The organism is Xanthomonas sp. F4 (genome assembly GCF_011761895.1).
In genome coordinates, this window is record NZ_JAASQX010000003.1 from 390,577 (window position 1) to 416,657 (window position 26,081).

14 protein-coding genes are annotated in these 26,081 nt (G+C 68.9%); 11 read left to right on the forward strand and 3 right to left on the reverse strand.

Features of this window, described 5'->3' with window-relative positions; translation table 11 throughout:
- Positions 1 to 17: 17 nt before the first annotated feature.
- Positions 18 to 2,651, reverse strand: coding sequence for a TonB-dependent receptor (locus FHR66_RS13960; RefSeq protein ID WP_160966815.1), 2,634 nt, complete (start codon positions 2,649 to 2,651; stop codon positions 18 to 20).
- A gap of 1,160 nt (positions 2,652 to 3,811) precedes the next feature.
- Here FHR66_RS13960 and FHR66_RS13965 point away from each other — a divergent pair.
- The 11 genes from FHR66_RS13965 to FHR66_RS14015 all read left to right on the forward strand — a co-directional run bounded on the left by FHR66_RS13965 (position 3,812) and on the right by FHR66_RS14015 (position 22,414).
- Positions 3,812 to 6,511 (forward strand): TonB-dependent receptor, encoded by a 2,700-nt coding sequence (locus tag FHR66_RS13965; RefSeq protein ID WP_160966817.1) that lies wholly within the window; start codon positions 3,812 to 3,814, stop codon positions 6,509 to 6,511.
- A gap of 85 nt (positions 6,512 to 6,596) precedes the next feature.
- A complete protein-coding gene (galA, locus tag FHR66_RS13970) occupies positions 6,597 to 9,479 on the forward strand; it encodes a beta-galactosidase GalA (protein WP_160966819.1) in 2,883 nt (960 codons plus the stop codon).
- Between the two features lie 73 nt (positions 9,480 to 9,552).
- Positions 9,553 to 11,850, forward strand: coding sequence for an alpha-N-acetylglucosaminidase (locus FHR66_RS13975; protein WP_456361764.1), 2,298 nt, complete (start codon positions 9,553 to 9,555; stop codon positions 11,848 to 11,850).
- A complete protein-coding gene (locus FHR66_RS13980) occupies positions 11,847 to 13,001 on the forward strand; it encodes an acyltransferase family protein (RefSeq protein WP_160966824.1) in 1,155 nt (384 codons plus the stop codon). Before FHR66_RS13975 ends, FHR66_RS13980 begins: the two co-directional genes overlap by 4 nt.
- Positions 13,002 to 13,072: 71 nt before the next feature.
- Positions 13,073 to 13,828, forward strand: a complete 756-nt coding sequence (locus tag FHR66_RS13985; RefSeq protein WP_160966826.1) for a GntR family transcriptional regulator — start codon at positions 13,073 to 13,075, stop codon at positions 13,826 to 13,828.
- A gap of 37 nt (positions 13,829 to 13,865) precedes the next feature.
- Positions 13,866 to 15,134: a sugar MFS transporter gene (locus FHR66_RS13990; protein WP_160966828.1), complete on the forward strand. Its 1,269-nt coding sequence runs from the start codon at positions 13,866 to 13,868 to the stop codon at positions 15,132 to 15,134.
- 31 nt (positions 15,135 to 15,165) lie between these two features.
- A complete protein-coding gene (locus FHR66_RS13995; RefSeq protein WP_160966830.1) occupies positions 15,166 to 16,245 on the forward strand; it encodes a LacI family DNA-binding transcriptional regulator in 1,080 nt (359 codons plus the stop codon).
- A gap of 8 nt (positions 16,246 to 16,253) precedes the next feature.
- Positions 16,254 to 17,282, forward strand: coding sequence for an SIS domain-containing protein (locus tag FHR66_RS14000; RefSeq protein WP_160966910.1), 1,029 nt, complete (start codon positions 16,254 to 16,256; stop codon positions 17,280 to 17,282).
- Entirely contained in the window at positions 17,282 to 18,427 is a 1,146-nt protein-coding gene (gene nagA, locus FHR66_RS14005) for an N-acetylglucosamine-6-phosphate deacetylase (RefSeq protein ID WP_160966832.1), read from the forward strand. Before FHR66_RS14000 ends, nagA begins: the two co-directional genes overlap by 1 nt.
- Positions 18,428 to 18,925: 498 nt before the next feature.
- Positions 18,926 to 20,836, forward strand: coding sequence for a hypothetical protein (locus tag FHR66_RS14010; protein ID WP_160966834.1), 1,911 nt, complete (start codon positions 18,926 to 18,928; stop codon positions 20,834 to 20,836).
- A 312-nt stretch (positions 20,837 to 21,148) separates the two neighbouring features.
- Positions 21,149 to 22,414, forward strand: coding sequence for a M23 family metallopeptidase (locus tag FHR66_RS14015; protein ID WP_160966836.1), 1,266 nt, complete (start codon positions 21,149 to 21,151; stop codon positions 22,412 to 22,414).
- A 177-nt stretch (positions 22,415 to 22,591) separates the two neighbouring features.
- On the opposite strand, the gene FHR66_RS14020 is transcribed toward FHR66_RS14015, so the two are convergent.
- Positions 22,592 to 23,827 carry a multifunctional CCA addition/repair protein gene (locus FHR66_RS14020; protein ID WP_160966838.1) on the reverse strand — a complete coding sequence of 412 codons (1,236 nt, stop codon included), beginning with the start codon at positions 23,825 to 23,827 and terminating at the stop codon, positions 22,592 to 22,594.
- 128 nt (positions 23,828 to 23,955) lie between these two features.
- The gene (locus FHR66_RS14025) at positions 23,956 to 25,908 is read right to left on the reverse strand and encodes a transglycosylase SLT domain-containing protein (RefSeq protein ID WP_160966840.1); all 1,953 of its coding nucleotides are present in this window, start codon (positions 25,906 to 25,908) and stop codon (positions 23,956 to 23,958) included.
- Positions 25,909 to 26,081 lie beyond the last annotated feature (173 nt).

Genomic DNA, 26,081 nt, shown 5'->3' on the forward strand with positions numbered 1-26,081 from the left:
GCAGGCGCGTTGCTGGCTCAGAACTTGAAGTGCACCGTCGCCATGTAGCGGCGGCCGTTGTGGTAGCGCCCGACCGGGTGATCCTTGTCGCCCAGGTACTGCAGGTATTCCTCGTCCAGCAGGTTCTGCGCGTCCAGCTGCAGCGACCACTGCGCATTGATCGCGTAGCCCACGCTCGCGCCCAGGTCGGTGTAGGCGTCGACGCTGGCCGGTGCGGCGCCGGCGACGTAGCCGCCGGCCAGGTAGCTGTCGCGCCAGTTCAGGCTGATCCGCGCGTTCCATGGTCCCTTTTCGTAGTACGGGCTGAACGCGACGCTGTTGCGCGACTGGTATGGCAGCGGGTTGCCGCTGTTGTTCTCGCCGCTGGCGTAGGTGTAGTTGGCGGACAGGCCGAAGCCGCTCTCGCCGAACGGCTGCTGGTAGGCGAGGGTGAAGCCCTTGACCTTGCCGTCGCCGGCGTTGCGCGGGCGCTGGATGCTGTAGTCGCAATAGCCGTCGGCGGTGCAGCCGTTGCTGCCGAGCATCTGCGCCCAGGTCTGCGGCGAAGTGTCGCGGATCGCGTTGTACTGGCGCTCGATGGTGGCCGAGGTGTCGATGTAGTTGTCGATCTTCTTGTAGAAGATGGACCACGCCACCACCGCCTGCGGCGCGAAGTAGTACTCGGCCGAGAGATTGAAGTTCCACGATTCGTAGGGCGAGAGCCCGGCATTGCCGCCGCTGCCGGTGAGCGTGGTGTCGTTGAGGAAGGTGTTGTTGACCATCTGGTTGTACGGCGCCCAGGCGATCACCTTGCCGGCGCCGAAGCGGAACACCCAGTCGTTGTCGGTGTCGTAGGCCAGGTTCAGCGACGGCAGCAGGAAATGCTCGGTCTGCGAGCGGGTCTGCCACTTGCTGTCCAGATCCTGCAGGGTCGGCGTGCCGCTGTAGACGAAACCGCTGCCTTCGGTCTTGGAGCTCACGTAGCGCAGGCCCAGGTTGCCGCGCAGGCCGGCGTTGGAGAAGTTCAGCTGCACGTAGGCGGCGTTGTTGGTCTGCTGCAGCGCCCAGGTGTTGTTGAGGTAGCTGGACGGGTCGGGATTGGCGTAGTCGACCGGGCTGTTGCGGATCCAGTCGATCACGTTGCCGCGCCCGGCCTGCACGTGCTGGCCCTGATCGGGATAGAACCCGCGGATGTCGGTCAGGCCGATGGTGCCGATGTCGGCCAGCGTGGCGGGGGTGACGCCGCCGTACACGTTGAGCGCGAAGTCTTCGTCGTGCTTGCCCTGGCGCACGCCGACCAGCAACTGGTTGAACACGCCGTCGAACTGCAGGTCCAGATCGAGTTGGCCGTAGCGGTCCTTGCTCTGGGTGGAGAACACGCCGTTGTTGCCGATCCAGCCGCCGGCCGAACCCCAGTTGGCCGGATTGCGCGCGGCCGCCGCATCGTCGAAGCGGATGCCGCGATCCAGGTCCCAGCGGAAGCCGCCGTTGTAGAACGGCTCGATGAAATACTGTGCCAGGTGGTCGTTGTCGGACTTGCTCTGGCCGACCTGGCCGCGCAAGGTCCAGCGTTCGCCGCGGTAGGCGCCGCGCAGGTCCAGGCCCTTGGTGGTCACCTGCGACTGGCGCACGTTGTTGTCGTAGATCACCGTGCCGCCGCCCGCGCTGGCGTTGGCGCTGGAATGGCCGCTGTTGACCACGCCGTTGCGCACGTCGCCCAGCGCGTCGACCGCGGCCACGGTGCCCGGGTTCCAGGTCAGGAAGCTGTACATCGACTGGTTGTAGTTGTCGAAGTCTTCCTTGATGTACAGGCCGCTGAGGTTGAACTCCAGCGCGTCGCTGGGCTTGAGCTGCAGGTTCAGCACCGCGCTGTCGCGCTTGCGGTCCTGCTGGAACCAGGCGGCGTTGATCGAGTTGGGCACGTCGGCATCGGCGGGCGCGCCAGCGGCGTTGGCGAAGGTGCTGGCCTTGGCGTAGCCGAATACCTCCAGGCCTTGGCGGTCCACGCGCTCTTCGTAGTGCTGCGCGGAGACCGCGACGCCGAAGGTTTCCTGCGGATTCTTCCAGCTGTACAGCAGCGAGGCGTTGGGCTTGCCCTCGCTGGCCTGCTGGCTGTAGCTGTAACCCACCGAGCCGGCGATCTCGTTGGCCTTCAGGTCCAGCGGCTGGCGGCTGTGCATCAGCACGGTGCCGCCGAGGCTGCCCTCGGTCAGCCGCGCCTCGGTGGACTTGACGATCTCCGCGCGGCCCAGGATCTGCGGCGACAGCAGGGTGTAGTCGAAGCCGCGGTTGGGCTGCTCGCCGTACAGCCAGATCGCCTGCGCCACCGGGTGGCCGTCCAGGAACGACAGGTTGAGGCTGGGATCGGTGCCGTCGATGCTGACCCGCTCGCCCTGGCCGAAGCGGCGGTCGATGGTGACGCCGGGGACCTGCGCGAACGCTTCGGCGACGTTGGTGCTGGGGAACTTGCCGATGTCCTCGGCGGTGATCGCCTCGGACACGGTGACGTTGTTGCGCTTGGTGTCCAGCGACTTCTCCAGGCTGGCGCGAATGCCGACCACCTGGACCGCGTCCAGGTCGGTGGCAGCGGAATCGGCCTGCTGCGCCTGCGCGGCGAAGGCGAGGACGCTGGCGGCGATGGCCGCAGACAAGACGGAATGGCGATATTGCATGATGTCTCTCCCTCATCATTCAATGAATCAACGCGATTGCGCGGACGTCGGGCCGCGTGCCGGAGTTGCCTGTTGCCTTACTGCCTGTGGTGCGGAAGCGGGCTGGAGTGCCGGGTGATGCGGAACGCGGAGGCCGTGTCGCGTTGCGCAGGACGGCGGGTGCTGCCTGTGTCGCGCAGACGCGCGTTCCTCAAGGGCTCCGGCGTGTTCAGGGCGAGATGGCGTGAATCGGGTGCGGATGACGGCGACGCCGCCCGTGGCGGTCGATCGGACCACGCACCGACAGCGAGATGCCGCAGCCATCGCGACAGGGGGCTTGGCGCGGCATGCGCCGACGGCCGCAAGCCGGGCAGGGCGGGCCGCTGTCTCTGCTCATGCCACGAAGTGCCGCGTGCGACACGCGGTACGCGCATCCGGATCATTGCGATCACATGCCTCCCCTGGCCCCGCTTTCGCGCCGCACATGCGCGGCTACACCCCCGTGTGCGCCGATTCTTACGAGGCTATGACAACGATGTCAAGTCTTGGCAGGAAAATTTGTCTGGTTCTGGTTTTGCCACAAAAAATCGGAAGTGGATCCCGGAAAGAATGTTGCGGCTGGGGAGAAATGCATACTTATCAAGTGGTTGTGCGAGCGGTCGGGCGGGTTCGCAACCGTGCACAGATGAGAATGCAGTGCGGTTATGTGGCATCGCACAAAATTGGTCTCGTTGTCACAATTGGTGCGGCATAGGTATCGTGACAACGATGCGTGGAAAATGCCGCGCCGGAAATATTTTATCCGCGCATGTAATTGATAAATAAGAAATTAACTGGGATCCGCGCGCGAGTCCAGGCGTCATTGTGCGATTTCGTGCGGCACGGCGTTGACACAATCTTTCTAAGACCATAAGAATCGAGGCGCCTGGAATTGGTCCTTGCCAATTCGGGCTCGATCCGTCCAGCAGCACATGCAGTCGCCCGTTCCGGGGAAGGGACGGGGACGCGCCTCCCGCAAGACAGGGCGCAGGAAACAGACAGAACGCTTCATCGATTCCGTGTCCGCACGGACGGCATCGCCCTGCGCGTCGCGTGGGGCGCGATGGAGGGTGCTGCCTGCCGATCGCCGCCCTGGATGTCAGCCGTCGTCGTGCCGATCAGCCATCAACCAGGATAGCCCAATGCCACATGTCGCCCGCTCCCGTTCGCATTGTTGTCCCCTGTCCGTCCTCGCCAGCGCCATCGCGTTCGGCCTGCTCAGCGCCGGTGCGCAGGCGCAGGAAGCGCCAGCGTCCGATTCGATTTCCCAGCTCGATACGGTGACCGTCACCAGTTCCTACCAGAAGAGCCTGATCACCGCGCTGGACAACAAACGCGCAGACGCGCGCATGACCGACGGCATCTCGTCGGAGGACATCGGCAAGTTCCCGGCCGAGAACATCGCCGAGGCGATCCAGCGCATTCCCGGCGTGCAGATCTCCACCATCAACGGACGCGGCTCGACCATCAGCATCCGCGGCCTGGGTCCGCAGTATTCGGCCACCACGATCAACGGCCAGACCATCAAGAGCGCCGATTTCACCGACGGCTTCCGCTACGACATTATCCAGCCGGAAGTGGCCGCGGCGATCGAAGTGATCAAGTCGCCCTCGGCGGACATGGACGCCGGCGGGCTGTCGGGCACGGTCAACATCGAGACCACCAAGCCGCTGGACTACAAGGCGCGCAAGCTGATCTTTTCGGCGAAGGAGCAGTATTCCGAATTCGCCGGCGGCGCGCCGACGCCGAAGGGCGTGCTGACCTACATCGACCAGTTCCATCTGGCCGACGGCGGCGAACTGGGCGTGTTCGTCAACGCCGGCTACCAGAAGCTCAAGGATCGCGCCGACTACCTGTGGATCGACCGCTGGTACACCCAGGACACCGGGGACGGCACGCTGTACATCCCGCGCCGTCCGCGCTACCGCTCGATCGAGCGCGAGACCGACCGCAAGATGCTCACCGCCGGGCTGCAGTGGAAACCCAACGACCGGCTGGAGATGAACCTGACGGCGCTGTACTCGCAGGACAAGACCGACAACGACATGAACCAGTTGGTCTACTCCTTCGAACGCAATTACCTGAGCGTGCTGCAGACCGACGGCCTGACCGCGACCAAGGTGTCGGCGTCCAACTACTGGCTGGAGAACAACCGCCAGCTCGAGCGCCACGACCTGACCTCGCAACTGCTGACCTGGGACGCGCGCTGGAAGGGCGACGCATGGACCTTCAGCGGCGTGGCCAACTACACCGAAGGCAAGACCGACGAGGACGAGCGCGCGGCGATCCTCGGCCGCAAGCCGACCGCGACGCTGTTCGACATGTCCAACCCCGGCGCGATCTCGCTGACCACCGATGCCGACGCCACCGACGCCAGCGCCTGGAACAAGGCCAACCTGGTCCGCGACGAGTACCCGAACGGTGCGATCAACGCGCTGCGCAACAAGGAATGGTCGCTGCAATTCGATGCCGAGCGCTACGTCGGCAACGGCTTTCTCGACGCGGTCAAGGTCGGCACCAAGTTCCGCCGCGAGACCTTCGACCGCAACGTCTGGCGCCGCGACTTCCTGTACCTGATCAACTCCGGCGCGGTGTCCGGCTACGGCATGTTCCCGGAGCTGTCGGCGGCCAGTTCCAACGTCAGCAACTTCCTCGACGGCAACCTGGCCTCGCAGAGCGACTGGGTGGCACCGGACGTCTACGCCTACGCCAGGGCGTTGGCCGCTTCCGGCATCACCGTGCCGGTGCTGTTCGCGCCGCAGGCCAGCTACCACATCCGCAACGACATCTTCTCCGCGTATGCGCTGGCCAAGATCGACACCGACCTGGGCAGCATGCGCCTGCGCGGCAACGTCGGCGTGCGCTACGAGAACACCAAGCGCACCACCGACACCTACCTGACCACCGCCTCGCAGTACAGCGAGGATGCCAACGAGGTGGTCGGCACCGAGCGCGCGCCGTACGACTACCACAACTGGCTGCCCAGCCTGAACCTGGTGCTGGACATGCGCGAGGACCTGCTGCTGCGCCTGGCCGCCGGCAAGGTGCTGGTGCGGCCGATCCTGGACAGCAACACCGCCATCGCCACGACCATCTCTTCCGGCAGCAACACCGGCGGCACCACCACCTACGACGTGTCGCTGGGCCAGACCGACCTGAAGGCGCTGACCGCCGACCAGGCCGACCTCAGCCTGGAGTGGTACTACGGGCAAGGCGGCGGGTTGACCCTGGCCGGCTTCTGGAAGAACGTCAAGAACGGCACCTTCAACAGCATCGTCTGCCCGGCCACGTTCAACGGCACGGCGCTGTCCACCAATGGCGCCGGCGACTGCGTGGACGGCGGCGGCAACATCTACGAGATCACCGCCACCCGCAACGATCCGAGCAAGGTCAAGATCAAGGGATACGAACTGGGCTGGACGCAATCGTTCGATGCCTGGCTGCCGATCCCCGGCTTCGGCCTGACCGCCAACTTCACCCGGGTGATCCCGCAGCGCGACACCGACTTCAAGATCCGCAACCTGTCGGAGAAGACCTGGAACGCCACCGGCTACTGGGAGAACGCGATGTTCTCCGCACGCCTGTCGCTGAACCACCGTAGCGAGTACGAGCAGGACAGCAGCGACAGCTTCTTCGCCCGCGAAGGCCATACCATGAAGGCGCGCACCCAGGTCGACGCGGTGCTCGGCTACCAAGCCACCGACAAACTCAGCTTCCAACTCGGCGCGCTCAACCTGACCAACAAGAAGGAAGAGGCGTACAAGGACATCAGCAGCCGCTGGCAGATGACCGGGGTCACCGGCCGCAGCTTCTACGTGTCGATGCAGTGGGACATCCTGTGACGGCGGCGCACGCGCCTGCGGGCTAGCGCGACCCTGGCCCGGCGCCGCGGTGGCGCCGGGCGCTCGATCCGATGAGGACAAGCGCATGCAACGAAGAACGTTCCTGGCCGGCAGCGCCGGCGCCGGCCTGCTGCTGGCGCTGCCGCGCGGAAGCTGGGCCGGCACGCCGGCGGCGGCCGGCATCGCCGGCAACGGCGCCGCCGCGGTGGCGGCCGTGCCGGGGCTGACGCTGGCGGCCGATCCCGGCTTGTTCTGCCTGGACGAGGGCTGGCGTTTCCACGAAGGCGACATCCCGTTTCCGCCGATCACCGGGCAGGACGCCAGCTACGACAACGCCAAGGCCGGCAAGGCCTGGGGTGCGGCCGCCGGCGATTTCGACGACAGCCAGTGGCGGCAACTGCGGCTGCCGCACGATTTCGCCATCGAGCAGCCGATCGAGGCCAGCGCCAACGTGGCGCAGGGCTATCGCCGCCGTGGCATCGCCTGGTACCGGCGCAGCCTGCGGCTGGACGAGGCGCAGCGCGGCAAGGCGCTGGAACTGCGCCTGGACGGCATCGCCAGCCGCGCCACGGTGTGGGTCAACGGCCTGCTGATGGCGCGCGGCTGGAGCGGCTACGACGGCCTCGCCATCGATATCAGTGCGATCGCACGCTATGGCCAGGATCTCAACACCATCGCGGTGCGCGTGGACGCCGAGGCGATGGACGGGTGGTGGTACGAGGGCGCCGGGCTCTACCGACATACCTGGCTGGCGGTGCGCGATGCCCTGCATATCGTCGGCGACGGCGTGCATGCGGTGCCGCGCGCCGGGGCCGACGATCGCTGGACGCTGCCGGTGACGGTCACCGTCGCCAATGTCGGTGAACAGGCCGATGCGGCGCGGCTGGAAACCACGCTGTACGACGCGCGGGGCACGGTGGTGGCGCAGGGCAGTACCGCGCTGCAGGCCGGCGCACTGGCGCAGGCGGAGGCGCAGGTGGTGTTGCAGGTAGAGCGGCCGCAGCGCTGGGACGTGGCCGCGCCGCACCTGTACCGGCTCGCGACGGTGCTGCGCAGCGAAGGCCGCGAGCGCGACCGCCGCGAATGCGCGATCGGCTTTCGCACGCTGCGCTTCGATGCGCAGCAAGGCTTCTTCCTCAACGAGCGGCCGCTCAAGATCAAGGGCGCCTGCCTGCACCAGGACCATGCCGGGGTCGGCGTGGCGGTGCCGGACAGCCTGCTGGAATTCCGCATCCGCCGGCTCAAGGCGCTGGGCTGCAACGCGATCCGCCTGCACCACGCGGTGGCCGCCGAACTGCTCGACGTGTGCGACCGGCTGGGCATGCTGGTGATGGCCGAGAACCGCGTGTTCAATCCCGCGCCCGACTATGCGGCGCAACTGCGCTGGCTGGTGCGCCGCGATCGCAACCGCGCTTGCGTGTTCCTGTGGTCGGTGTTCAACGAAGAGCCGATGCAGGGCACCGCCGCCGGCTACGAGATGGTGCGCCGCGCGGTGGCGCTGGTGCGCACCTTGGACGACAGCCGCCCGGTGACCGCGGCGATGAACGATGGCATGCTGACCCAGCGCAACGCGTCCCATGCGGTGGACGTGGTCGGCTTCAACTACCGCCAGTTCAACTACGACCGGGTGCATGCGGCGATGCCGCACACGCCGCTGCTGTCCAGCGAGGACACCAGCGCATTCCAGACCCGCGGCGCCTGGTTCACCGACATGGAGGCGCACGTCATCGCCGAGGACGATTCGGTCGCCGCGCCCTGGGGCAACACCCATCGCCAGTCTTGGAAACTGATCGACGAGCGGCCGTACCTGGCCGGCGGCTTCGTGTGGACCGGCTTCGACTATCGCGGCGAGCCGACCCCGTTCGAATGGCCCTCGGTGTCCTCGTTCTTCGGCATCATGGACCTGTGCGGTTTCCCGAAGGGCGCTTACTGGCTGCGCCAGGCGCAGTGGATCGACGATGCGCCGGTGCTGCAGCTGCTGCCGCACTGGAACTGGCCGGGCCGCGAGGGCACCCGGATCAAGGTGATGGCGTTCTGCAACGCGCAGCAGGTGGAGCTGTGGCTCAACGGCCGCTCGCAGGGGCGGCAGGCGGTGGACCGGATCGCGATGAACACCTGGCAGGTCGTGTACGCGCCCGGCGTGCTGGAAGCGGTGGCGTACCGCGACGGGCGCGAGGTCGCGCGGCAGCGGGTGCAGACGGTCGGCGCGCCGGTCGCGCTGCGGCTGACCCCGGACCGCCTGCGCATGCGCGGCGATGGCCGCGACGTGCAGCCGATCACCCTGGAGGCGGTGGACGCGCAAGGCCGCCACGTGCCGTTCGCCGACGCGCAGATCACGCTGCAGATCGAGGGCGGGCGCCTGCTCGGCGTCGGCAACGGCGACCCGAACCGGCATGCGCCCGACAACGTGCCGCAGGTGCAGTTGTTCAACGGCCTGGCGCAGGCCATCGTCGAGGCCGGCAGCGATCGCCGCCGGCTGCGCATCGAGGCAAGCGCGCCGGGCCTGCGGGCGGCGCAGGCGAGCATCGCGCTGGAGGCGGCGCCGCCGCCGCTGTCGTTGCCGCCGGCTGCCGCGGCGATGGTGGTGGGCGGCTGGCGGCATACCCTGCCGTTCGCCGCGCCGCCGGATCCGGCGCTGCCGCGCGCGCCCAACGACAACAATAGCTGGAGCTTCTGCCAGCCGGGCAACCTGGAGACGCGCGCCGAGCGCGACGGCTACGTGCTGTATCGGACCGCGTTCACGCCCTGGGCCGGGATCCAGCAGCGCGGCGGCCGGCTGCGGCTGGGCCGCGCGACCGGCGCGGTCCAGGTGTATCTGGACCGGCAGCGGGTCGCCAGCGTGGCCGCGGGGCAGCCGGTGTCCCTTCGGTTGCCGCCGGCGTCCGGCGAACGCGTGCTGGCCGTGGTGATGCAGGTGACGGCCGGAACGCCGTTCGGCTTCGACGATGTCGCGACAGTGGAGTATTGAGCCAATGAAACGTGCTTTCCGCCAGATCTTCCCGCATGGCCATGTCGGGCTGCGCCGCGTCCAGGCGCTGTCGATGCGCACGCATGCTGTGCTGTTGCTGCTGGCCTGTGCGCTGCTGGTGCCGGTCGCGTCCGCCGCGGCGGCGCAGGACGTGCAGGACGCGCAGGGCGATGCCGCGCGCGGCGTGCTGCTGCGCACGCTCGGCCCGCGCGCGGCCGAGCTACAGCTGCAACGGCAGCCGCGCGGCCGCGGCAACGACTGGTACCAGGTCGCCGCCGAGGCCGGCGCGCTGCGCGTGTCCGGGTCGTCCGAAGTGGCGCTGGCGCATGGCGCCTACAGCTATCTGCAGTCGATCGGCGCGGCATCGGTGAGTTGGGAAGGCAGCCGGATCGCCTTGCCTGCGGCCTATGCGGACTTCCGCGGGCAGCGGACGGCCACCCCGTTCGCGCACCGCGCCTACCTCAACGTCTGCACCTACGGCTACACCACGCCGTGGTGGGACTGGGCGCGCTGGGAGCGCGAGATCGACTGGATGGCCCTGCACGGCATCGACATGCCGCTGGCGATGGAAGGCCAGGAGTACGTGTGGCAGGCGCTGTGGCGCGAGTTCGGGGTGGCCGATGCGGAGTTGGCGCAGTACTTCTCCGGCCCGGCGTTCGCGCCGTGGCAGCGCATGGGCAACATCGAGGGCTACGACGCGCCGCTGCCGCAGCAATGGATCGAGGACAAGCATGCGCTGCAGTTGCGCATCCTGCAGCGCATGCGCGCACTGGGCATGAAGCCGGTGCTGCCGGCCTTCGCCGGTTACGTGCCGAAGGCGTTTGCGCAGGCGCATCCGCAGGCACGCATCTACCGCATGCGCGCGTGGGAGGGCTTCCACGAGACCTATTGGCTGGATCCGGCCGATCCGCTGTTCGCACAGATCGCGCAACGCTTCATCCAGCTCTACGACCGCACCTACGGCAAGGGCACCTACTATCTGGCCGATGCGTTCAACGAGATGCTGCCGCCGATCGCCGCCGACGGCAGCGACGCGCGCCTGGCCAGCTATGGCGACAGCACCGCCAACACGGCCAAGGCGCAGCCGCCGGAGGTGCCGCCGGCGCAGCGCGACAAGCGCCTGGCCGAATACGGCCGCGCGCTGTACGCCTCGATCCATCGCGCCAATCCGGATGCGGTGTGGGTGATGCAGGGCTGGCTGTTCGGTGCCGACCGCCACTTCTGGACGCCGCAGGCGATCGCCGCGTTCCTGCGCGAGGTGCCCAACGACAAGCTGCTGGTGCTGGACATCGGCAACGACCGCTACCCGGGGACCTGGAAGCTCTCCGACGCGTTCGACGGCAAGCAATGGATCTACGGCTACGTGCACAACTACGGCGGCAGCAATCCGGTATACGGCGACCTGGCGTTCTACCGGCAGGACCTGCGCGCACTGCTCGCCGATAACGACAAGCAGCAACTGGTCGGCTTCGGCGCGTTCCCGGAAGGGCTGCACACCAATTCGGTGGTCTACGAATACATGTACGCGCTGGCCTGGGGCGCACAGCAGCGCCCGTTGCAGGACTGGCTCGACGACTACACCCGCGCCCGCTACGGACACACCTCGCCGGCCTTGCGCGCGGCCTGGGACGATCTGCAGGCCTCGGTGCTGTCGACCCGCTACTGGACGCCGCGCTGGTGGCGCAGCCGGGCCGGCGCCTACCTGTTGTTCAAGCGGCCGACGCTGGACATCGGCGACTTCGACGGGGGCCCCGGCGATCCGCCACGGTTGCGCCGCGCCCTGCAGCAATTGCTGGCGCTGGCGCCGGAATACGCCGACGCGCCGTTGTATCGCTACGACCTGGTCGACTTCGCCCGCCACTACGCCACCGGCCGCGTGGACGCGCAGTTGCAGCAGGCGGTGGCCGCCTACCGACGCGGCGATGTCGCGGCCGGCGACGCCGCGGCGGCGCGGGTGCGAGAGGCGGTGACGCAACTCGACCGTCTGGTCGGCGGCCAGCAGGAAACCCTGTCGAGCTGGCTCGACGCCGCGGCTGACTATGCCAAGACGCCGCAGGATGCCGCGTACTACCGGCGCGACGCCAAGGCGCAGGTCAGCGTGTGGGGCGGCGAGGGCAATCTCGGCGACTACGCGTCCAAGGCCTGGCAGGGCATGTACGCCGACTACTACCTGCCGCGCTGGACGTTGGCGCTGCAGATGCTGCGTGACGCGGCGGTCGCCGGCGGCAGCGTGGACGAGGCGCAGCTGCAGCAGCGCCTGCGCGCCTGGGAGCGCGACTGGGTGGCGCGCGACACGGCCTACGCGCGGCAGGCGCCGGCCGATCCGGTCGCCGCGGTGCGCACGCTGCTGCAACAGGTGGATGCGCCATGAGCGCCGTGCCCGTTGGTCTTTCCGCCGCGGCGCCGTCGCGCGAGCGCTTCCTGTCGCTGGACGTGTTCCGCGGCCTGACCATCTTCCTGATGATCCTGGTCAACACGCCGGGCGCCGGCGCCGATGCCTTCGTGCAGTTGCGGCACACGCCGTGGTTCGGCTTCACCGCGGCCGACCTGGTGTTCCCGTCGTTCCTGTTCGCGGTCGGCAACGCGATGAGCTTCGCGCTGGATCGTGGCCAGCCGCTCGGCGCCTTCCTGCGCCGGGTCGGCAAGCGCAGCGCGCTGATCTTCCTGCTCGGCTTCCTGATGTACTGGTTTCCGTTCGTGCACCAGGGCGCCGACGGCCACTGGAGCTTCACCGCGATCGACCAGACCCGGGTGCCGGGCGTGCTGCAGCGCATCGCTTTGTGCTACGCGCTGGCCGCGCTGCTGTGCCGCTGGCTGTCGCCGCGCGCCCTGCTGGGCGCCTGCGTCGCGCTGCTGCTCGGCTACTGGGGCGCGCTGTACCTGTGGGGACAGCCGGGCGCGGAGCTGAGCAAGCTCGGCAACGCCGGCACGCGCCTGGACCTGTGGCTGCTGGACCCGGCGCAGCTGTATCGCAAGGACGGCGGATTCGATCCGGAAGGCCTGCTCGGCACGCTGCCGGCCACGGTCAACGTCATCGCCGGCTACCTGACCGGGCTGTACGTGCGCCACGCCGGCAAGCAGGCGCGCACGGTGCGCTGGCTGCTGCTGGCCGGGATCGCGCTGACGTTGCTGGCCCTGGCCTGGCAGCCGTGGTTCCCACTGGCCAAGAAGCTGTGGACCGGCTCGTTCGTGCTGCTGACCGTGGGCCTGGACCTGCTGTTGCTGGGCGCACTGCTGTGGGCCATCGAGGTGCGCCATTGGCGGGCCGGCAGCGGCTTCTTCACCGTGCTCGGGCGCAATCCGCTGGCGATCTACCTGTTTTCCGAGCTGTTCGTGGTCTGCCTGCGGCTGATCCCGGCCGGTGCGAGCGGCATGGACCTGTACCAGTGGCTGGGCGTGGAGGTGTTCCAGCGGCTGCTGCCCGGCCCCTGGGGCAGCCTGGCTTGCGCGCTGGCCTACACCTTGCTGTGCTGGGGAATGGGCTGGTGGATGGATCGACGGCGGCTGTACCTGCGGCTGTAGCCCGGCGTGCACGGACCGCGAATTGGTACTATATTGGACATAACGAATTCATGCGGACTGGAGAGCGCGCCATGACCAAGCCCAAGCCGCAGGCCGATCCCCGCCTGCAAGCGCTGGCCGTGGATCCGGACGCGCCGACCCCGCTGTACCTGCAACTGGCCAGCAAGCTGGTGGAGGCGATCAAGGGCGGGCAGTGGAAGCCGGGCGAGGCGCTGCCGGCCGAGCGGCAACTGTGCGAGTACCTGCAGGTGTCGCGAGTGACCCTGCGCCAGGCCGTGGATGCGCTGGTCGAACAAGGCCTGGTGTCGCGCCGCCAGGGCGCCGGCACCTTCGTCACTTCGCACATCCAGCATCAGCTCAGCGGCCTGGCCAGCTTCAGCGAGACCCTGCGCATGAAGGGGCTGGAGCCGGGCACGCGCTGGCTGGAGCGGCGCACGCGCCCGGCGCACGGCGAGGAAATCCTGCGCCTGGGCCTATCGCCGGACACGGTGGTCGCGGCGCTGACGCGCCTGCGCAGTGCCGACGGCCGGGTGATGGCCTACGAGAAGGCGGTGTTGCCGCAGCACGTGGTGCCCGATCCGCACGCCATCGCCGATTCGCTCTACACCTACCTGGACGAGCGCGGCACCCCGGTGGTGCGGGCGCTGCAGTACTTCCGCGCCATCAACCTGCCGGCGCGGCTGGCCGGTCATCTGGGCATGAAGGAAGGCGAGGCGATCCTGCACGTGGTGCGGGTCGGCTACACCCGCGACGGCAGCGCGATCGAACTGACCGACACCTATTGCCACAACGACTACTACGACTTCGTCGCCGAACTGCGACGCTGATCGCCGAACCCCGCGCCCTCCCGGAGCACGCCCGCCCATGACCACCGCACGGCCCGCCAGTCCCTACGCCTCCATCGCCATCGTCGGCCTGTTGTTCTTCATCATGGGCTTCTTTACCTGGATCAACGGGCCGTTGATCCTGTTCGCCAAGGTCGCCTTCAACGTCAGCGACGCGTTCGCGTTCCTCATCCCGAGCGCGTTCTACATTTCCTACTTCTGCCTGGCGCTGCCTTCTTCGTTCATCCTGAAGCTGACCGGGATGAAGAAGGGCTTGGCCCTGAGCCTGCTGATCATGGCGATCGGTGCCGCCATCTTCGGCCAGTTCACCAATGACCGTTCCTACGTGGGCGCAGTGAGCGGCATCTTCATCATCGGCGGCGGCCTGGCCTTGCTGCAGACCGCGGTCAATCCGTACATCAGCATTCTCGGGCCGATCGACGGCGCTGCGCGTCGTATCGCGCTGATGGGCATCTGCAACAAGGTGGCCGGAGCGCTGGCCACCTATGGCCTGGCGAAAGTGGTCCTGCACGGCATGGAGGATTTTTCGACCCAGATCGAACAGGTGCTGCCTGCGCAGAAGGAAATCCTGCTGCAGGAGTTCGCTGGCCGAATCCACGGCCCGTACATGGCGATCGCCGGCGTCCTCGCCGTGCTGTCTGTCGCCCTCCTGTTTTCGCCCTTGCCCGAGATCAGCCCCGAGAAGGCGAACGCGTCGGCATCGGACGAGCGCAACCGCGACAGCATCTTTGCGTTTCCGCATGTGTGGCTGGGCGCGTTGTGCATCTTCGTGTACGTCGGTGCGGAGGTGATGGCGGGCGATGCGATCGGCATCTATGGCAAGAGCCTCGGTCTGTCGCTCGACTACGCGAAATATTTCACGATCGGCACGCTCGCCTGCATGTTGGCGGGCTACCTGCTCGGCCTGGTGCTGATCCCGAAGTACATCTCCCAGGAAAAGTACCTGTCCTTCTCGGCCTGCCTGGGCATCGTCTTCTCGCTGTGTGCCATGTTGACCAGCGGCTACGTGTCGGTGGCATTCGTGGCAGCGCTCGGATTCGCCAATGCCATCATGTGGCCGGCCATTTTCCCCCTGGCCATCAAGGGCCTGGGCAAGTTCACCGAAAAGGGCGCTGCATTGTTGATCATGGGCATCGTGGGCGGCGCCGCGGTTCCGCAGCTGTTCGCCCATTTGAAGGAGTTCTTCGATTTCCAGGTGGTCTTCGCCGGCTTGATGATCGCCTGCTACCTCTACATCTTGTTCTTTGCGCTGCGCGGTCACCGCGTCGGCCAGGGCGCGGCGAGCTGACGCGCTTTTCCCCAACTCGGCAAACTATCCAATGCGCAGACCCACCATCAAAGACGTCGCCGAACGGGCGCGGGTGTCGCTGAAGACCGTCTCGCGGGTCATCAACAACGAACCGTCGGTGATGCAGGCCACGCGCTCGCGCGTATTGCATGCCATCGCCGAACTGGACTACGAGCCGGATCCGTCGGCGCGCAACCTGCGCAGCGGCACCCCGTTCGTGATCGGGCTGGTGTACGACAACCCCAATCCGTACCACATCATCGGCGTGCAGAACGGCGTGCTCGCCGCCTGCCGCGAGACCGGCTTCGGCCTGCAGATCCACCCCTGCGATTCCACCGCGCCGATGCTCGCCGAGGAACTGGCCGAGTGGACCCAGCGCTCGCGCCTGGCCGGGCTGGTGCTGACCGCGCCGATGTCCGAGCGCGCCGACCTGGTCGCGGCGCTGGCCGCGCGTGGGATCAAGACCGTGCGCATCATCGCCGCCACCGAGGATCCGCAGGACGGCCCGTGCGTCTACGTCGACGACCGCGACGCCGCCTACGCGATCACCGAACACCTGATCCAGCTCGGCCACCAGCGCATCGGCTTTCTGTGGGGCGGCACCTCGCACCGCTCCAGCGGCGAGCGCTATGCCGGCTACGAGGCGGCGCTGAAGGACTACGGCATCACCCTGGACAAGCACCTGGTGATCCCCGGCGACTACACCTTCGACGACGGCTTCCGCGGCGCGCGGCGCCTGCTGGCGCTGCGCGAACCGCCGACGGCGATCTTCGGCTCCAACGACGAGATCGCCGCCGGCGTGCTGGCGGCGGCCAAGTCGGCGGGCATGAACGTGCCCTACGACCTGTCCATCGCCGGCTTCGAGGACAGCCCGTTCTCGCGTCAGTCGTGGCCGCCGCTGACCACCGCCAAGCAGGCCACCGAGGACATCGCCCGCCATGCCGCGCGCTTGCTGATCAGCCAGTTGCGCAGCGATGCCTACGAAGACCATCCGGCGCCGGTGCACAACCAGGGCTTCGTGCCGCAATTGGTGGTGCGCGGCTCGACTGCGCCCATGCAGCCGCATTCCCAGCCGCATTCCCGCCGTTCCTCCTCCCCCGACCCCACATGACCCTGCCCATGGCGCTGCCCTCCGAAACCGAAACCCTGATGTTCCGCGAAGCCGCGGAAGCCGCCGCGGTCGTCGCTGCGCAGTTCGAGCGCAACCACGCCACGGTGGCCGCACTGGCCGCCTCGCTGCGCGCCGATCCGCCGCCGTTCGTGGTGACCTGCGCGCGCGGCAGTTCCGACCACGCCGCCACCTACGCCAAGTACCTGTTCGAGACCCAGCTCGGCGTGGTCACCGCCTCGGCCTCGCCCTCGGTGGGCTCGGTCTACGAGGCACCGCTGCAGTTGCGCGGGGCGCTGTACCTGGTGATCTCGCAATCGGGCAAGAGCCCGGACCTGCTGCGCAATGCGCAGGCCGCCAAGGATGCCGGCGCGCGCGTGGTGGCCCTGGTCAACGTCGAGGATTCGCCGCTGGCGCAACTGGCCGACACAGTGATCCCGCTCGGCGCCGGCCCCGAGAAGAGCGTGGCCGCGACCAAGAGCTACCTGGCCTCGCTGGCGGCGATCCTGCAGCTCGGTGCGCACTGGAAGAACGACCCGGCGCTGCTGGGCGCGCTGCAGGAGTTGCCGCAGGCGCTGCGCGCGGCCTGGCAGGCCGACTGGCGCTCGCTCACCGACGGCCTGGTCGATGCCCACAACCTGTTCGTGCTCGACCGCGGCCTGGGCCTGGCGGCGGCGCAGGAAGCGGCACTGAAGTTCAAGGAAACCTGCGGCCTGCATGCCGAGGCCTACAGCTCGGCGGAAGTGAAGCACGGTCCGATGGCGCTGGTGGGTCCGGGCTTCCCGGTGCTGGCCTTCGACCAGCCGGACGAGGCCGGCGAGGGCACCCGGCGCCTGGCCGAGGAGTTCCGCGGCCGTGGCGCGCAGGTGTGGCTGGCCAGCGCCGGCGGCGATCTGCCGCTGGTGGCCGCGCCGCATCCGGCCTGTGCGCCGCTGCTGGCGATCCAGAGCTTCTACCGCGCGATCAACGCCCTGGCGCTGCGCCGTGGCTACAACCCGGACCTGCCGCCGCATCTGAACAAAGTGACGGAGACCGTCTGATGACCACGGTGGCGCTGCGCAATGCCCGCGTGCTCGGCGAGGACGGTTTCCTCGACGGCGTCAGCGTGCTGCTGGAGGGCGGGCGCATCCTCGCCCTGCTGGACGACGCCGACCCGCGCGTGGCGGCAGCGCCGGTGCAGCACGACCTGGGCGGCGGCAGCCTGCTGCCGGGCTTCATCGACCTGCAGGTCAACGGCGGCGGCGGCGTGCTGTTCAACAACCGCACCGACGTCGAGGCGCTGCGCTGCATCGGCCAGGGCCATCGCCGCTACGGCACCACCGGCTACCTGCCGACGCTGATCAGCGACGACCTGGAGGTGATGCGCGCGGCGATCGCCGCCACCCGCCAGGCCATCGCCGACGGCGTGCCGGGCGTGCTCGGCATCCATCTGGAAGGGCCGTACCTGGCGCCGGCGCGCAAGGGCACCCACAACGCCGACAAGTTCCGCGTGCCCGACGCCGAGGAACTGGCGCTGGCCACCTCGCTGGACAACGGCGTCACCCTGATCACCCTGGCACCGGAACGCGTGCCGCCGGCCAGCATCCACACCCTGGCCGCGGCCGGCGCGCGCGTGTTCGCCGGCCACACCGCCGCCAGCTACGAAGAGACCCGTGCCGGGCTGGACGCCGGCATCTGCGGCTTCACCCATCTGTACAACGCCATGACCCCGCTGCAGGGGCGCGATCCCGGCGTGGTCGGCGCGGCGCTGGAAGACCGCAACGCCTGGTGCGGCGTCATCGTCGACGGCGTGCACGTGCATCCGGCCAGCCTGCGCGTGGCGCTGGCGGCCAAGCCGCGCGGCACCGTGTTCCTGGTCACCGACGCGATGCCGATGGTCGGCGCCGACAGCCCCGCGTTCGACCTGTACGGCGAAACCATCACCGCCATCGACGGCGTGGTGCGCAATGCCGCCGGCGCCCTGGCCGGCTCGGCGCTGGACATGGCCAGCGCGGTACGCAACAGCGTGCAGTGGTTGGGCGTGCCGTTGGAAGAAGCCGCGCGCATGGCCTCGCTTTACCCCGCGCAGTGCGTGGGCCTGGACCACCGCTACGGCCACATCGCGCCCGGCTACCAGGCCGACCTGGTGCTGCTGGATGAGGCGCTGCAGGTCCGCCACACCTGGATCGCCGGCGCGATGGAGTAGGCGGCATCGCGCAGCGCAGCGATGGCGGCTGCGCTGCGCTGTGCCGAGTCCCTGCCGGCGCCGAGCGCATTCTCTCAGGCAAGCTGGTCAGCGCCTTCGCCGACACAAGCGCGACTTCTTCGCATTCTTCGTCGCCGAGGATTGAGCGCCAGGCGCGGTGCGTCGGCGCGACTGCGGGGTTCTCCGCGCGGCGGTACTGCCAGCCAAAAGATTAAAAGTCTTCTGCTCCCCTGGCGCGATGTTCTCGCCTGCATGGGGTAGGCTCGTAGGCGATCGCCACAGGGGGGGATCGTCATGCGGATCGTACGTACGATCGTGCCGCGTTTTCGCGGCAGCGGCGAACAGGGGTGCAGCGGGGTATCGCGCGTTGTCTTGGCCTGTCGCCTGCGCTGGAGGGGAACTGTCGCCGACGTGCCGCGTGGCGCACGCCAGTTGCTGCATCGGCACTCGCACAGGAACGGGCCGACTCCGTTCGGTGCTGGCAGCAGCGGAGCCGGGTTGGCGCTGCTGCTGTGGGCCGCGGTCTGGCCGGCCTGGGCCGCGACGACACCGGCAGCGTGCCGGCGGCCGGCGTTGCCGGTGGTCTGCGCCGCCCCGACCGCGGTCGGGCGCTTCGTCGCCCGCAATGCCGGCCCTTGGCAGCCCTACGCGTTCGCCGAGCCGCTCGACGTGCCGGCAGGGCAGGCCCTGGCCATCGCGATCTGCGGACAGGCCAACCAGACCGTGCAGGATGCGCATTGGCTGGCACAGCCATCGCTGTTGCCGACGCTGGTCCATAGCGTCGGCGCGGACGCCACGCTGGCGATCCTGGTGCAGGACAGCGCCAATGTGGCGCTGGACGGGCGCCTGACCCTGGGCGAGGACACGCTCGCCGCCGATGGCACGCTGCGCGCGCCGGTGGGGCCGGTGCAGGCCGCGCTGATCGGCACGCTGATCGACGGCCCCATCGCGGCCGGCGCGCGTATCGATCTGCAACTGCGCGATGCGGCCAACGTCAGCCTGCAGACGCCGCAGAGCCACCTGCATCTGGGCGGCGGCAGCTTGAGCGAACGGCTGATCGCGCCACGCGATGCGGCGGTCGCGGCCGCCGACGGCGCCTGTCTCGCGGTCGCCGTGGAGCGCAGCGACCGGGTCCTCGGTGGCCGCGGCACGCTGACGATCGGCGGTGGCCGCCTGCAGGGCGTGCTGGTCGCGCATCCGCTGCGCGGCAGCCGCGTCGCCGTGCAGGCCGACGACATGGCCAACGTGGCGGCGACCGAGGTGCGTCTGTTCGCCGGCCAGTTGCTGGACGAGACGCTACAAGCCGGGCCGTGGCTGGGTGGGCAGATCGCGATCGGGCTGGCCAACGTCGCCAATGTCGATGCGCGCGCGCTGGAGATCCAGGACGCGGTGCTGGTCGACGAACTGGTCGACGCCGAGCGCGTGGAGAACGCGGCGATCGACCTGCGCCTGACCGATGCCGGCAATGCCAGCCTCGCCGGCGCCGTACGCATCCGCGATGGCGGGCTCATCGATGAGCCGCTGGATGCCGCCGATCTGCTCGCCTCCGACGTCGCGGTGACGCTGCTGCGCAGCGGCAACGCCGTCGCCGCCGATGCGCTGATCGTCGATGGGGAGCTGATCGACGAAGCGATCGACGTCGGTGCGGTGCAGGACGCGGCCTTGGCGGTGCGGTTCGAGGATGCCGGCAATCTGGATGCGATGACGGCGCGGATCGAGGAGGGCGAATTGATCGACGAGGCGATCGATGCCGCCTCCTTCGACGGCGGTACGCTCACCATCGCGTTCGCGGACAGCGGCAATGTCACCGGCGACGCCCTGACCATCGCCCATGGCGAACTGATCGACGAAGCACTCGACCTGCAGGGCCTGCTCGCGCAGGCGGACCTGCGCCTGGACATGACCGATGCCGGCAACGCCCGGGTCCAGGCGCTGGACATTGTCGAGGGCGAACTGGTCGATGAACTGCTGGACCTGGTCGACGCGCGCGATGCCAGCGCCGAACTGCGCGTGCGGCGCAGCGCGAACGCCGGCGGCGCGCTGTCGGCGTCGGCCCAGCGCGTGTCGCTCGTGTATGGCGAGTTGATGGATGAGGTGATCGACGCGGCGGGCACGCTGGAGGGATTCACCGGCGTCGTCGACCTGGGCGATACCGCCAACGCGCGCGCCGCGCGCGTCGCCCTGCAGGGCGCGCAGCTGCTGGACGGTGTGCTGGACGCGGCAGCGCTGCGTACCAGCGAGCTCGGCCTGCAACTGGTCGATGTGGCCAACGCGCGCTACCGGGACGCCCTGGAGATGCAGGAAAACAGCACGCTGTTGGGGACGCTGGCCGATGTGGACAGCCGCGATGCCGCGTCGCAGATCGCCACGGTGGTCGTGGCCAGCGGAGAGGCGATCCAGGTGCCGTAGCGGTCGTTGGGCCGGCGGTGCGCCGATCGACGGCAGCGAAGTTGCCGTTGCCGCGTTTTCCGGCGATGCGCCGGTCATCCGGATGTGCGATGTCGGCTGCGGCGGCGGTGATGGCCAGCGGGTCGGGGCGGAAAGGCGCCTCTGCTCGCTCCGGGAAGCGCGCTCGTGGGAGTGGCAGCGCGAGCGAGTCCTCGCAGAAGCCGCTGCTGCATCGTGCAGGTGCAAGCGCTGCCTGGCGTGGAGCGGGTGCTGTCCCGCTTTGGGTAGGCATGCCGAAGGACACCTTGCGGCCGGCCTGGGTCGTCGGCAAGCTTGGTCATCGGTTTCCACGCAGCGATGGCGCAGGGACGCACGGTCCTCGCCGCGCTCCATGCATCTGCCAGGAGTGTGCATCGAATGACTCGCAGCGCTGCACTGGTGCTCCTGCTTGCAGGAATCGCCGGCATTTCCGCCGCCCGTGCCGAGGACGCCTTGGCGCCGGTGGAAGCGCGCGTCCCGTTCGCGCCCGCTGCGTTCACCGGCAGCGACGGACGCACGCATCTGGCCTATGAGCTGCACGTCACCAATTTCTATGGCGATTCCGGCGCGCTGGCGCCGCAGGGGCTGGACGTGTTCGGTGACGATGCGGCCACGCCCCTGCTGGTACTGGATGCGAAGCAGCTGTCGCACGTGGTGAAGCCTGCGCCGGCGGCGCAGGAGCCGGTGGCGATCCTCCCCGGCAAGCGCGCGGTGTTCTTCGTCTGGTTGACCCTGCCGGCGGGGGTGCCGGTGCCGCACCGCTTGCGTCACCGCATCCACTTCACCGCGGACGCCCATGCGAGCAGCATGCTCGACGGCGCCACCGTCCAGGTCGGCGATGCGCAGCCCATGGTCATCGGCGCGCCGTTGCGCGGCGGCCGCTGGTTGGCCCACGAAGGCCCCGGTGCCGCCCAGTCGCACCATTGGGGCAGCCTGGTGGCGGTGAACGGGCAACTGACCATTCCGCAGCGCTACGCCCTGGATCTGGTGGGTGTCGACGATGCCGGGCACGTGCTGAGAGCCGGCGTGAAGGACCTCCGCAAATCCAGCTACGCCGACTGGATCGGCTACGGCGCGGACGTGCTTGCCGTGGCCGACGGCGTCGTGCGCAGCGCGCGCGATGGCGAGGCCGAACACCAGCCGCTCAGTGCGCAACCGGAACCCGCCTCGCTCACCAGTGACGGCCTGTTCGGCAACTACGTGGTGCTGGAAATCGCACCTGGCACGTTCGCAAGCTATGCGCATCTGCGCCGGGGCAGCCTCAAGGTGAAAGCGGGCGAGCGGGTGCAGCGGGGACAAGTGCTCGCGCAGTTGGGACAGTCCGGCAATTCCGCGGCGCCGCATCTGCACTTTCAGCTGTCCAATGCCGTTACGTTCGAAGGTTCCGAAGGCGTGCCGTACGCGTTCGAGCGCTTCGGCTATCTCGGCACCGAATCCGAAGCCCAGCTGTTTGGGCAGGGCGAGCCATGGCACGCCTCGCCCATCGAAGATCGCCGGTCGCAGTTGCCGCTCAACGACGTGGTGATCCAGTTTCCCGGTCAGTCAGGGCTGGGCCGTTGACCAAGGGCAGAGGCCCGCGGCCTGGAACAGCCGCAGTGGTCGAGGTGCGCGAGCCGCGTTCGGCCAGCCGCTGCAAACGCAGCGCTTCGCGTCCCCGCAGCCGCTTCGAACCGCCGTTCATCAGGCGAAAACCGCGCCGTACCTGCGGAACGGCATGCGGCGCAAGGCCCGGCCGCGTCAGTCTGCGGATGCGCGGCGCGCCGCGGCGATCGCCGCGATCCGCGCCTTGGCCAGGGCCTCGCCGATCTGCGGGCCGCTCAGGCCTTGCGCGGCCAGATCGCGGGCGTTGACCGCCAGGGCCGCTGCGTGCAGGCGCTGCAACGCGCGGCCCTGCGGGTAGTCGGCATCCTCGCTGCCGAGTCGGCCGCGTTTGTCGGCCTCGCACACCGTTGCCAGCTGCGCGATGCGTTCGGGCTTGCGAAAGCCGTCGCAGCGCTGCAGCAGTTCGTGCACGGTGCGGTCGCGCAGCTCGTCCAGGCGATGCACGTTCAGATGCTCGCGGCAGGCGATCTCGGCCAGTTGCCGGTGCTCCTGCGGCACCTTCAGGCGTTCGCACAGTGCGCGCAGCGGCGCCAGGCCGCGTTGCTCGTGCATCAGGTGGCGCGGCCATTCCTCCGGTGGCGTCAGCGCCTTGCCCAGGTCGTGAGTGAGCGCAGCGAAGCCGATCAGCGCATCGCCCGGTGCCAGTCGCGCGGCCATGTCGCTGACCAGTTCCTGGTGGCGGCCGGTGTCGATCTCGGGGTGGTACTCGGCGCGCTGCGGCACGCCGTACAGCGCGTCCAGCTCAGGTAGCACGCTGCGCAGCGCGCCCGCGTCGTACAGGGTGCGCAGGAACGCCGACGGTTGCGCCGAGGCGAGGCTGCGGCGCAGTTCCTGCCACACGCGCTCGGGCACCAGCGTGTCCAGTTCGCCACTGGCCGCCATCTCGCGCATCAAGGCCATGGTCTCCGGCGCCACGCTGAAGCCGAGCGGCGCCAGTCGTGCCATGAAGCGCGCCGCGCGCAGTACGCGCAGCGGGTCTTCGCCGAACGCCGGGCCGATGTGGCGCAGCACGCGGCGTTCGATGTCGCGCGCGCCGCCGTAGGGATCGACCAGCGCGCCACTGTCCTCGTCGCGGGCGATCGCGTTGATGGTGAAGTCGCGGCGCTGCAGGTCTTCCTCCAGCGTCACCGACGGATCGGCATCGACCACGAAGCCGTGGTAGCCACGCCCCGACTTGCGCTCGGTGCGCGCCAGCGCGTATTCCTCGCCGCTGTGTGGATGCAGGAACACCGGGAAATCGCGCCCGACCTGTTTGTAGCCCAGGTCGAGCATCTGCTGCGGGGTGGCGCCGACCACCACCCAGTCGCGGTCGCCGGGCGGCTGCCCGAGCAGGGCGTCGCGGACGGCGCCGCCGACGAGGTAGGTGTTCATGGGCGGGGATTCGGGAGTGGGGATTGGGGATTGGTCAGGGCGACATCGCGCGAATGGATGCCGCCGTGGCCTGTTCCAGGAATGCTAACCGCATACGGATGCGTTGCGCTTTTACCAATCCCCAATCCCTAATCCCGATTCCCCGCCTCACACACAAACTTCTTGCGCGGCGCATCCAGCTTGCCGAGCATGCGGTCGCTGAGCGGCAGGGCGTCGCCGTTGAGGCGCCAGTCGTAGATCACGCTGAAGGCCAGGACGCGCGCCACGTACTCGCGGGTTTCCTTGTAGCTCACCGTCTCGATCCAGAAGTCGGCATCGTGGCCCGGGCGCTGGCTCTGCCAGCGTGCGGCCGGGCCGGGGCCGGCGTTGTAGGCGGCGATGGTCAGGTAAGGCAGGCCGTAGGTGTTGAGCAATTGGCGCAGGTAGGCGGTGCCGATGGCGATGTTGGTGTCCGGGTCGTACAGGCTGGCGGCGCCGCCGTAGCCGGCCAGGCCGAGGTTGCGGGCGACGCTGGCGCCGGTGGCCGGCACCACCTGCATCAGGCCCATCGCGTTGGCCGGCGAGCGCGCGTTCGGATTGAACACGCTCTCGGCGCGGATCTCGGCGGCCACCCAGGCCGGATCGATGGCGTTCTTGCCGGCTTCGCGGCGAATGGTGGCATCGTGGTGCAGCGGGAAGCGCAGCGTGTACAGACGCTGTTCCTCCGGGCGCTTGCCCAGCGAGAACACCGCGCGGTCGAACCAACCGTTGGCGCTGGCCACTTCCACCGCCAGGCGCCGCTGGGTGTCGTCGAAGCGGCTCAGCGCATCGTTCCACTCGGCCACCGCCCAGCCGGCGCGGTCGATCTTGAACAGCTCCAGCGCGCGGATCAGCGCCGGATCGCGTGCCACCGCCGCCTGCGCCTGCGCGCTGTCGTTCGGTTCCCACGGGCACAGCGCGTACGGTTGCTTGAGCCGGTCGGCGGCCAGGAAGCCGTGGAAGGTGGCGGAGGTGGCAGCTTCGCGGTACAGCCGCTGCGCCTCGCTGGCATTGCCGGTCTTCTCCGCCAGCCGCGCTTCGAAGTACTGCCAGCGCGAATCGCTGCGCTGCGTCGGCGGCATCTTGCGGATCGCGGCAAGCGCCGCCGGCCAGTCGCCGCGCGCCATCGCCTCGCGTGCACGCCACTCGTGCAGGCGTTCGTCGTAGGCGGACTCGGGCACGGCGTTGAGCCGGCGCGCCGAATCGGGGCCGTACGAGGCCACCGTCCACAGCGCGATCTGGTACAGCACCGCGTTGCGCTGCGCCTCGCTGAACTGCAGCGCCTGGGCGAACTGCGGCAGTTGCCGCTCGGCCGCGTCGGGATCGGCCTTGGCCAGCTTCTCCAACCCGTCCACCGCCACCTTGCGGCTGCGCTCGGTCTTGGGCCAGCTCAGCGCGCGCGCATGCACCGCGTCCAGGAACGCGGCGTAGTCGTTGGCCAGGGCCAGGTCGGCCGCGGGCAGGCCGCGGGCGGCGGCGCGCATCACCGCGGGCTGCTGTGCGTCCGCAGCCGCTTCCACCCGTGCCCAGCGCAACGCATCGGTCATGCCGCCGCGCGCCTGCAGCACCGCGAACACCGGATCGCAGGCGTCGGGCAGCGACTTGCCGGCGTTGCGCCACAGCGCTTGCGCTTCGTCTACCCACTGCGCGTCGGCGCGGCCGGTGGCCTGGCGTGCATTGAGCTGGGCGCAGCGCAGGCCGAGGTTCTCGGTGGGTTTCCAGTTCGCCAGCAGCGCCGGCCAGTCCTCGCGCCGCGCCAGCGCCGGCAGCCACAGCGCACGGAAGCTTTCGGCCACCGGCTGCCCGGCATAGCGCTTGAGGAAGTCCTGCGCCTGCGCATCGGACACCTTGTCGATGTTGCGGCGCAGGTTGGCGTACTCCAGCCAGCCGTACAGCGGATGCTGCTTGAACGCGGCCGCGCGGACCGGATCGAAGCGGCCTTGCTCGGCATCGTCGATCGCCGAGCGGATCGCCGGGCGTTGCGCGTCCAGGGACTGGGCGAGGGCGGAAACGGGGCCGCACAACGCGGCGGCGAACAGCAGGAGAGACGTGCGCAGGATCATGCGCGGGACTATACCGAACGCCGATGAATCGCCGTGCCATCGGGCGAGGGCGCACGCAGTGGTACGTTCCGGCATCGCGGCTGCGGCGCTGTCGTTCCGCGTCGTCCCGGCGCGCCGGCGATCGCACTGGATACACGAATCGGCGTGGGCGCTTCGCGTGCCGTACCCTCACC

Bases quoted from the DNA above. Each gene is read 5' to 3' on its own strand.
- FHR66_RS13960 (WP_160966815.1), bottom strand. From the start codon at position 2,651: ATGCAATATCGCCATTCCGTCTTGTCTGCGGCCATCGCCGCCAGCGTC.
- FHR66_RS13965 (WP_160966817.1), top strand. From the start codon at position 3,812: ATGCCACATGTCGCCCGCTCCCGTTCGCATTGTTGTCCCCTGTCCGTC.
- galA (WP_160966819.1), top strand. From the start codon at position 6,597: ATGCAACGAAGAACGTTCCTGGCCGGCAGCGCCGGCGCCGGCCTGCTG.
- FHR66_RS13975 (WP_456361764.1), top strand. From the start codon at position 9,553: ATGCGCACGCATGCTGTGCTGTTGCTGCTGGCCTGTGCGCTGCTGGTG.
- FHR66_RS13980 (WP_160966824.1), top strand. From the start codon at position 11,847: ATGAGCGCCGTGCCCGTTGGTCTTTCCGCCGCGGCGCCGTCGCGCGAG.
- FHR66_RS13985 (WP_160966826.1), top strand. From the start codon at position 13,073: ATGACCAAGCCCAAGCCGCAGGCCGATCCCCGCCTGCAAGCGCTGGCC.
- FHR66_RS13990 (WP_160966828.1), top strand. From the start codon at position 13,866: ATGACCACCGCACGGCCCGCCAGTCCCTACGCCTCCATCGCCATCGTC.
- FHR66_RS13995 (WP_160966830.1), top strand. From the start codon at position 15,166: ATGCGCAGACCCACCATCAAAGACGTCGCCGAACGGGCGCGGGTGTCG.
- FHR66_RS14000 (WP_160966910.1), top strand. From the start codon at position 16,254: ATGGCGCTGCCCTCCGAAACCGAAACCCTGATGTTCCGCGAAGCCGCG.
- nagA (WP_160966832.1), top strand. From the start codon at position 17,282: ATGACCACGGTGGCGCTGCGCAATGCCCGCGTGCTCGGCGAGGACGGT.
- FHR66_RS14020 (WP_160966838.1), bottom strand. From the start codon at position 23,827: ATGAACACCTACCTCGTCGGCGGCGCCGTCCGCGACGCCCTGCTCGGG.
- FHR66_RS14025 (WP_160966840.1), bottom strand. From the start codon at position 25,908: ATGATCCTGCGCACGTCTCTCCTGCTGTTCGCCGCCGCGTTGTGCGGC.